This window comes from Streptomyces sp. ISL-11 (genome assembly GCF_018614525.1).
GTDB lineage: Bacteria > Actinomycetota > Actinomycetes > Streptomycetales > Streptomycetaceae > Streptomyces.
Window position 1 is genome coordinate 1 of record NZ_JAGGOL010000138.1, and the last position, 8648, is coordinate 8648.

Genomic DNA, 8648 nt, shown 5'->3' on the forward strand with positions numbered 1-8648 from the left:
ACCGCCTAAGTCACCGGCATTGCGTCTAGGCGTCGGCCGGGCGGCGCGGCTCGCGCCACATTCCCCACAGCGTCGGCCCCTCCCCCGGCAGCCGCAGTTCCTCGCGCACGGTGAAGCCGAAGTGCTCGTAGAAGGGGAGGTTGGACGGTTTGGAGGACTCCAGATAGGCGGGCAGACCCGCCGCGTCGGCCTTGGCCAGCCCCGAGCGCAGCAGGGCGGCTCCGTGCCCCTGGCCCTGGGCGGCCGGGTCGGCGCCGATCAGTGCCAGGGACCAGTGCGGTTCCTGGGGTGTGTGCCGGGCGGCCGTCTCCACGGCGTCCCCGAACAGCCGGGCCCGGTCGCCGAGGATGTTCTGGAGCTCCTGGATGGTCTCCGCGTCGGGCACGGCCTTGGCCCGCGCCTCCGGGGGCACCCAGAACGCGGCCGCCGCCTCGGTGCGCTCGCACACGCCGTGGTGGACGTACTGCCGGGCGAAGATCGTGGTGAAATAGCGGCCCAGCGACGCCTCGCGCGAGGCGTCGTCGGGGAAGACCAGCGCATCATCGGGTCGTCGTCGAAGGCGCGGGTCAGGATGCGGCTGATCAGTGACACGTCGTCGATCGTTGTCGCCTTCGGCGGGTTCGATATCGGCATACGGGTCATTCTGCACCCGATGATCTTCGGTGGCGGGGCGGGGTCCCGGTTCGTTCGCGGAGGCAATGAGACCGCCCGGCACGGAAGTCCAAGCGGTCTCGGGGACCGACGGGGGCCGACGGAACCCTCAGTGGTCGACGGTGACCACGATCTTGCCCACCTGCGCGCCCGCCTCCATATAGCGGTGCGCTTCGACGATGTCGTCCAAGCCGAAGAGGCGGTCCACGGTGGGCCGGAAGGCGCCGTTGCGCAGGCCGGAGGAGATGAACGCCACGGCCCGGCGCAGCCGTTCCGGATCGGTGGTCGTCTCGTGGACCGTGTACGTGCGCATGTTCAGCGCGGGCATGCCGAGCTCGAAGCCCGGGTAGGGGGTCACCTCGCCGCTCACCGCTCCGTACATGAAGAGCGTGCCTCCGCCGGCGACCACCTTGGCCAGGTCCACCACACCGGGACCGGCGACAGCGTCGAAGACGAACTCGGCGCCGCGCCCTCCGGTCAGGCCCCGTACGCGCTCGACGACGTCCTCCTCGTCGGTGACGATCACCTCGGCCGCCCCCGCCTTGAGCAGTGCGTCCTTCTTGGCGCCGGTGCGGGTGGTGGCGATGGGGACCGCCCCGACGCGGTGGGCGATCTGGATCGCGGCCAGGCCCACGCTGCTGGAGGCGGCGGTCAGCACGACCGTGTCCCCGGCGCGCATGCCGCCCACCTCCACCAGCGCCCCGTAGGCCGTCAGGTACGGCATCCACACCGCGGCCCCCTCGACCGCGTCGAGCCCGTCGGGCCGGTGCAGCACCGCGGCGGCGGGGACGATCGCGCGCTCGGCGTAGACGCTGTAGTCGTTCATCGAGAACGCGGGCACCACGCTGACCGGCCGGCCGGCCTCGAAGCCCTTCACGTGCGCGCCGACGGCCTCGACCGCTCCAGCGGCCTCGGCGCCGAGACGGGCGGGGAACTCCTTGGCCGGTTCGATGTAGTGGCCGCTTCGGAACAGCACCTCGGCACGGTTGAGGCCGATCGCATCGACACGGATCAACAACTCACCGGGACCGGGTTCGCCGATCTCCACGTCCTCCAGCCGCAGCACGTCCGGCCCGCCGTATTCGTGGAACCGCACCGTCTTGGCCATCGCACATCCCCCTTCTGATCGGTGACGGCGGCGCGGAATACGCGCCGCCGCGCCCCACTCAAGCCGGAAAGTACGGTGCCTGTCAAACTTTGATAGCCGTCATACTTTGACGTGTGTCGTACGATGTTCGCGGAGGTCACCACGCGATGGCAGTAGCTCGACGAAGCGGGCGGGAGCGCATCCCGTCCCACCCGGACATCCGGACGATCACTCTTCAGCAGGTGCTGGAGGCCCTGGTCGACCCGGTGCGCCGCCGGATCGTCGGCGAGCTGTACGCCGCCCGCCAGGATCTCGCCTGCGGCACGATCGACCTGCCGGTCAGCAAATCCACCGCCACCCACCACTTCCACGTGCTGCGCGAGGCCGGCCTGATCCGCCAGTACTACGTCGGCACCTCCCGCATGAACGCGCTGCGCCGCGACGAGATCGACGAAGCCTTCCCGGAACTCCTCGGCGCACTGGTGGCCCGGCGCGACGGGGAATGAACCGCCCCCGCCCACGAGCACGGGCCGTCAGACCCGTTCGATGATCGTCACGTTGGCCTGGCCGCCGCCCTCGCACATCGTCTGGAGGCCGTAGCGGCCGCCGGTGCGTTCGAGTTCGTGGAGGAGGGTGGTGAGGAGCTTCGCGCCCGTGGCGCCCAGGGGGTGGCCGAGGGCGAGGGCGCCGCCGTTGACGTTGACCTTTTCGGGGTCTGCGCCGGATTCCTTCTGCCAGGCCAGGACGACGGGGGCGAACGCCTCGTTGATCTCGACCAGGTCGATGTCGTCGATGGTCAGACCGGCCCGCTTCAGGGCGTGGGCGGTGGCGGGGATGGGGGCGGTGAGCATGCGGATGGGGTCGTCGGCGCGGACGGAGAGGTGGTGGACGCGGGCGCGGGGGGTGAGTCCGTGGTCGCGCAGGGCGCGTTCGCTCGCGAGGAGCAGGGCCGCCGCCCCGTCGGAGATCTGCGAGGAGAGCGCCGCCGTGATCCGGCCGCCCTCCCGGACGGGCGCGAGCGCGGCCATCCTCTCCGACGAGGTGTCCCGGCGCGGGCCCTCGTCGGCCGTGACCTGCCCGTAGGGGACGAGCTCGCGGGCGAAACGGCCCTCGTCGGCGGCGCGGACGGCCCGCCGGTGGGAGCGGAGCGCGAACTCCTCCATGGCCGGGCGGGAGAGGTCCCACTGCTCGGCGATCAGCTCGGCGCCGTGGAACTGGCTGACCGGCCGGTCGCCGTAGCGGGCCCGCCAGCCCGCCGAGCCCGCGAACGGGCCCTCGGTGAGTCCGAGCGGCTCGGTGGCCTGCCGGGTGGCGTAGGCGATGGGGATCTGCGACATGTTCTGGACACCGCCGGCCACGACGAGGTCCTGGGTGCCGGAGAGGACGCCCTGGGCGGCGAAGTGGACGGCCTGCTGACCGGAGCCGCACTGCCGGTCGACGGTGACGCCGGGCACCTCCTCGGGCAGGCCGGCGGCCAGCCAGCTGGTCCGGGCGATGTCGCCGGCCTGCGGCCCGACCGTGTCGAGACAGCCGAACACGACGTCCTCGACGGCGGCCGGGTCCACGCCCGTACGCTCCATCAGGGCGCGCAGCACGTGGGCGCCGAGGTCGGCGGGATGGACGGTGGCGAGCCCGCCGCCGCGCCGGCCGACGGGGGTGCGGACCGCTTCGACGATGTATGCCTCGGCCATGGGTGCTGCTCCTCCGGTTCAGGTCCGCACGGCGATGCCGTCCAGGACCATGGACAGGTACTGGCGGGCGATCTCCTCCGGGCTGTGCGCTCCGTCCGGCCGGTACCAGGACGCGGCGACCCACACGGTGTCGCGCAGGAAGCGATAGGCGAGCCGGATGTCGAGGTCGGCGCGGAAGTCCCGTTCGGCGACGCCGCGTTCGAGGGTGCCCAGCCAGACCGTCTCGAACTTCCGCTGGGACGCGGCGAGGTAGGCGAACCGCGGCCGGCCGGCGAGGTGCCGGGCCTCCTTCTGGTAGATGGCGACGGCGGGGCGGTGCCGGCCGATCTCCCGGAAGGACTCGGTGACCAGGGCCTCGACGGTCTCGCGGGCGCCGAGACCGGCGGCGAGCACGGCGTCGTAGCCGGCCCAGAGCTCGTCGAGGAAGGTGGAGAGGATCTCGTCGAGCATCGACTCCTTGGAGTCGAAGTGGTAGTAGAGGCTGCCGGCGAGGAGCCCGGCCTCGTCGGCGATGCGGCGGACGGTGGTGGCGTTGTAGCCCTGCTCGGCGAAGACCTCGGCGGCGGTCGCGAGGAGCTCGCGGCGCCGGTCGGGGGCCGGGTTCTCGCCGGGCTTGCCGGTGCTGGGCTGGGGGCGCGTGTTGCTGTTCGTCGGCACACTCTCATTGTCGGTCACGCGCGCTGGCTGCTGACGGAGACCGTCTCCCCGGTCATGTAGGAGGAGTAGCCGCTGGCGAGGAAGACGATGACGTTGGCGATCTCCCAGGGTTCGGCGTGCCGTCCGAACGCCTCGCGGGCGGTGAGCTCGGCGAGCAGCTCGGGCGTGGTGACCTTGGCCAGGTGCGGGTGCAGGGCCAGGCTCGGGGCGACGGCGTTGACGCGGACCCCGTATTCGGCGGCCTCCGCCGCGGCGCAGCGGGTGAGGGCCATGACGCCCGCCTTGGCGGCGGCGTAGTGGGCCTGGCCGCGCTGGGCGCGCCAGCCCAGGACGGAGGCGTTGTTGACGAGGGCCCCGCCCCGGCCGCAGTCCCGCAGGCGGCGCAGCGCGGCGCGGGTGCAGCGGAAGGTGCCGGTCAGGGTGGTGTCGACGACGGTGTCCCACTGCTCGTCGGTCATCTCGGTCAGGTCGGCGGTGCCGCCGAGCCCGGCGTTGTTGACGACGATATCGAGGGCGCCGTGCCGCTCCTCGGCGAGCCCGAACAGGGCGCTCACCTGCGTCTCGTCGGTGACGTCGCAGGTCAGTCCGGCGACCTGGCGGCTGCCGAACTCGTCGCTGAGCGCGGCCACGCACACGCGCAGGCGGCGCGCGTGGCTGTCACCGAGGACGACACGGGCGCCCTCTTCGAGGAACCGCCGGGCGGTGGCGCCGCCGATGCCGGTGCCGGCCGCGGCGGTGATCACGGCGGTGCGCCCGGTCAGCAGGTCGTGGCCGGGGAGGTAGGGCGGTGGGGCGGTACGGAGAGCGGTGCGGGATTCCTCGACGCTGCTCATGGCCGTACGTTAACCTACCAAACACTTGTTAGGGAAGGTTGGCCGCCGCCATGACCCCTGCCTCGACTTCCGCCGCTCCCGCCGCCCCGACCGTGCGCTACGAGCGCGCCGGCCCGGTCGCCACGGTCACCATGAACCGGCCGGAGTACCGCAACGCCCAGAACTCCGCGATGACCTACGCCCTGGACGACGCGTTCGCGCGCGCCGCGGCCGACGACGAGGTGGCGGTGATCGTCCTCGCCGGTGCGGGCGAGCACTTCTCCGCCGGGCACGACATCGGCACCCCGCAGCGCGACGCCCATCTCCCTCACCCGCGCCGGGCGGGGCTGTGGTGGGACCACTGCGGCAAGGCGGGCGCGGAGGGCCGCTTCGCGCGCGAGGCGGAGGTGTATCTGGGCATGTGCCGCCGCTGGCGCGAGCTGCCCAAGCCGGTGCTCGCGTCCGTCCAGGGCGCCTGTGTGGCGGGCGGGTTGATGCTGGCCTGGGTGTGCGATCTGATCGTGGCGAGCGAGGACGCGTTCTTCGCCGACCCGGTCGTACGGATGGGCATCCCCGGTGTGGAGTACTTCGCCCACCCGTGGGTGATGCCGCCGCGCGTCGCGAAGGAGTTCCTCTACACCGGTGACCGCATGAGCGCGCGGCGCGCGTACGAGCTCGGGATGGTCAACCGCGTGGTGCCGCGCGCCGAACTGGCCCTCCGTACGGGCGAACTCGCCGCCCGCGTCGCCGGGATGCCCCGGATGGGACTCGCCCTGGCCAAGCGGGCCGTCAACCAGGCCGAGGACCTCCAGGGCCTGCACAGCGGCCTGGACGCCGCGTTCGCCCTCCACCACCTGGCGCACGCGCACAACGCGGAGACCTCGGCGGACCCGCTCGGCGGCATGGACGTCCGGACGATGCGGGAGCACGGCGCGCGGAAGGGGAACGACGCCTGATGGACCTCGATCTCACCGCGGAGGAGACCGCCTTCCGCGCCGAGGCCCGCGCCTGGCTGGCCGCGCACGTACCCCGTGTCCCCCTGCGCTCGATGGAGACCGCCGAAGGGTTCGCCGAGCACCGCGCGTGGGAGCGGACGCTGTTCGCGGACCGCTGGTCGGCGGTGTCCTGGCCCGTCGCGTACGGGGGCCGGGGGCGCTCGCTCCTGGAGTGGCTGGTCTTCGAGGAGGAGTACTACGCCGCCGGCGCGCCCGCCCGGGTCGCCCAGAACGGCATCGGCCTGCTCGCCCCCACCCTGTTCGCCCACGGCACCGAGGAGCAGCGCGCCCGCCTGCTGCCGGCGATGGCGAGTGGTGAGACGGTGTGGGCGCAGGCGTGGTCCGAACCGGAGGCCGGCTCGGACCTGGCGTCCTTGCGGTCGGTGGCGGTGCCCACCGGCGGCGGGTGGCTGCTGCGCGGGCAGAAGACGTGGTCCTCGCGGGCGGCCTTCGCCGACCGGGCCTTCGGGCTGTTCCGCAGCCACGCGGACCCGGCGCGTCCGCCGCATAACGGCCTGACCTACGCGATGTTCCCGCTGGACGCGCACGGGGTGACCGTCCGGCCGATCGGCCGGCTCGACGGCCGGCCGGCCTTCGCGGAGCTCTTCCTCGACGACGTGTTCGTCCCGGACGCGGACGTGGTCGGCGAGCCGGGCGAGGGCTGGCGCGTCGCCATGAGCACCGCGGGCGACGAGCGCGGGCTGACCCTGCGCAGCCCCGGCCGCTACCTGGCCGCCGCCCGGCGGCTGGTCGCCCTGTGGCGGGAGAGGGCGGACCCGGCCGACACGGCGCTGCGCGACCGGGTCGCGGACGTGGCCGTACGGGCCCGCGCGTACCAGCTGTACACCTACGCAGGCGCGGCGCGGCTGGCCGCCGGCGCGCCGACCGGCGCGGAGTCCAGCCTGAACAAGATCTTCTGGTCGGAGCTGGACCTGGCCCTGCACGAGACGGCCCTCGACCTCCTGGGCCCGTACGGCGAACTGGCGGACACCGCCGAGGACGCGCCGGCGGGCGGGCGCTGGTCGGACGGCTACGTCTTCGCCCTGGCGGGACCGCTCTACGCGGGCACCAACGAGATCCAGCGCGATGTCGTCGCCGAGCGCCTGCTCGGCCTGCCGAAGGGACGGCGCGCGTGAGGTTCCTCCTGGACGCCGAGCAGCTCGCGTTCGGCCGCACCCTCGACCGCATGCTCGGCGCGGCCGGGACGCCGTCGGCCGTACGGGCGTGGGCGCGCGGCGAGCACGGGCCGGGGCTCGCGCTGTGGGGGCGGCTCGCGGAGGCGGGGGTCTTCGGGACGGCCGTGCCGCAGGCGTACGGCGGGGTGGGGACGCTGCCCGTGGAACTGGCCGTGGCCTGCGTGGAGCTGGGCCGCCACGCCGTGCCGGGGCCGGTGGCGGAGACGGCCGCGGTGGGTGCGCTCCTCTCGCGGCTGGCCGCCGGCGGGGAGAGCGGGCCGGCCGAGGAGTGGCTGCCCCGGGTGTGCGCCGGGCAGGCGCGGGTCACGCTCGTCCTGCCGGACTCCGGGCCGTACGCGCTGGACGCGGAGGTGTGCGACGGCGTGTTCGTGGTGACAGCCGACGGTGGGGATCGCGTCACGTCCGCGGCCGGGACGGCCGCGGACCGGTTGCTCATGGCCACCGCCCACGGGCCCGTCCAGCCCTCCCTCGACCCGGCGCGGCGGCTCGCCCGGCCCCTCGGCGGCGCGGAGCTGCCGGTGCCGGGTCCCGCCGTGCGGGCCGCCGCCGCGCACGCCGCCGACTGGGCGGCGTTCGCCGTCGCCGCGCAGGCGCTCGGCGTGGGGCTCGCGCTGCTGGACCGCACGGTCGCGTACGTGCGGCAGCGCACCCAGTTCGGCACGGTCGTCGGCGCGTTCCAGGCGGTCAAGCACCGGCTCGCGGACACCCTGCTGGGGCTGGAGTTCGCCCGTCCACTGCTCCACGGCGCTGCCGTCGCCCTCGCGGCCGACGCGCCGAGCGCCCCGGCGGAGGTCGCCGCGGCGAAGGCGGCGGCCTGTGAGGCGGCGTACGCGGCGGCTCGTACGGCGTTGCAGCTGCACGGGGCGATCGGCTACACGGCGGAGTACGACCTGTCGCTGTGGATCGGCAAGGCGCGGGCGCTGCGGTCGGCGTGGGGTGGGCCGGGTGACTGCCGGTCGCGCGCCCTGGATTTATTTCGCTAGTAAAATACTTGCTAACGTGTTCGCATGCTCACTCTCCACCCCGCCCGCCCGCTGCCCCTGCGCGGCACGGTCAGGCTGAACCGGGCCGGCGACATCTGGCACAAGCCCGCCTTCAGCGCGGCCGCGGCGATGGCGCTCCCCGACGCCGCGCTGCTGGCCGCCGGACGCCTCGACCTCGCTCTGTACACCTCGGCCGGAGCCCTGTGCGCGCTCTACGGCCACGCCCTCCCGTACGCCGCCCGGCGCCGGGCACTGGCCGGTGTGGTGCTCGGCATGGCGGCCGGCGTCGGCGTCGCGCTGACGGCCGCGTCCCTGACCCGTTCGGCCGCGCTGCTGGTGCTCGTCGCCGCCCTGCTGGCGGCGGTCCAGAAGGTGCTCTGCGACGCCTTCCGGGCCGGCCCGCCGGGCAACGTCGTCCTCACCTTCGTCTCCTCCACCGCCTGCTTCGTCCCGCAACGGCTCGGCGACGTGCCGATGCACCTGGGCCTGCTCCTGGCGTGCGGCGCGGCGGCCTGGCTGATCTGCATGGCCCCCGCGCTCGCGCGGCCGCACGGGCCGCAGCGCGTGGCCGCCGCC

8 protein-coding genes and 2 pseudogenes are annotated in these 8648 nt (G+C 73.9%); 5 read left to right on the forward strand and 5 right to left on the reverse strand.

Annotated elements, in window-relative coordinates; all coding sequences use genetic code 11:
* Nucleotides 1–25: 25 nt before the first annotated feature.
* Both J7E86_RS24950 and J7E86_RS24955 read right to left on the reverse strand, forming a co-directional pair.
* Nucleotides 26–642: pseudogene (locus J7E86_RS24950) on the reverse strand (GNAT family N-acetyltransferase).
* A 118-nt stretch (nucleotides 643–760) separates the two neighbouring features.
* On the reverse strand, nucleotides 761–1759 hold the full coding sequence (locus J7E86_RS24955; RefSeq protein ID WP_215084427.1) for a zinc-dependent alcohol dehydrogenase family protein: 999 nt from the start codon (nucleotides 1757–1759) through the stop codon (nucleotides 761–763).
* Between the two features lie 146 nt (nucleotides 1760–1905).
* On the opposite strand from J7E86_RS24955, the gene J7E86_RS24960 reads away from it, so the two are divergent.
* A complete protein-coding gene (locus J7E86_RS24960; protein WP_215084429.1) occupies nucleotides 1906–2244 on the forward strand; it encodes a helix-turn-helix transcriptional regulator in 339 nt (112 codons plus the stop codon).
* A 27-nt stretch (nucleotides 2245–2271) separates the two neighbouring features.
* Here J7E86_RS24960 and J7E86_RS24965 read toward each other — a convergent pair whose 3' ends face one another.
* Genes J7E86_RS24965 through J7E86_RS24975 form a run of 3 tightly spaced genes read right to left on the reverse strand, consistent with a single transcriptional unit; the run spans nucleotide 2272 to nucleotide 4919 of the window.
* Entirely contained in the window at nucleotides 2272–3429 is a 1158-nt protein-coding gene (locus tag J7E86_RS24965; RefSeq protein WP_215084431.1) for an acetyl-CoA C-acetyltransferase, read from the reverse strand.
* An 18-nt stretch (nucleotides 3430–3447) separates the two neighbouring features.
* Nucleotides 3448–4086 carry a TetR/AcrR family transcriptional regulator gene (locus J7E86_RS24970; RefSeq protein WP_215084433.1) on the reverse strand — a complete coding sequence of 213 codons (639 nt, stop codon included), beginning with the start codon at nucleotides 4084–4086 and terminating at the stop codon, nucleotides 3448–3450.
* A 14-nt stretch (nucleotides 4087–4100) separates the two neighbouring features.
* Nucleotides 4101–4919: an SDR family oxidoreductase gene (locus tag J7E86_RS24975; protein WP_215084435.1), complete on the reverse strand. Its 819-nt coding sequence runs from the start codon at nucleotides 4917–4919 to the stop codon at nucleotides 4101–4103.
* 50 nt (nucleotides 4920–4969) lie between these two features.
* Here J7E86_RS24975 and J7E86_RS24980 point away from each other — a divergent pair, with 50 nt between their 5' ends.
* The 4 genes and pseudogenes from J7E86_RS24980 to J7E86_RS24995 form a co-directional block, all read left to right on the forward strand.
* A complete protein-coding gene (locus J7E86_RS24980) occupies nucleotides 4970–5854 on the forward strand; it encodes an enoyl-CoA hydratase (RefSeq protein ID WP_215084437.1) in 885 nt (294 codons plus the stop codon).
* Nucleotides 5854–7029 (forward strand): acyl-CoA dehydrogenase family protein, encoded by a 1176-nt coding sequence (locus tag J7E86_RS24985; protein WP_215084439.1) that lies wholly within the window; start codon nucleotides 5854–5856, stop codon nucleotides 7027–7029. Before J7E86_RS24980 ends, J7E86_RS24985 begins: the two co-directional genes overlap by 1 nt.
* On the forward strand, nucleotides 7026–8072 hold the full coding sequence (locus tag J7E86_RS24990) for an acyl-CoA dehydrogenase family protein (protein ID WP_215084441.1): 1047 nt from the start codon (nucleotides 7026–7028) through the stop codon (nucleotides 8070–8072). Before J7E86_RS24985 ends, J7E86_RS24990 begins: the two co-directional genes overlap by 4 nt.
* A 24-nt stretch (nucleotides 8073–8096) precedes the next feature.
* Nucleotides 8097–8648: pseudogene (locus J7E86_RS24995) on the forward strand (FUSC family protein); the annotation flags it as partial.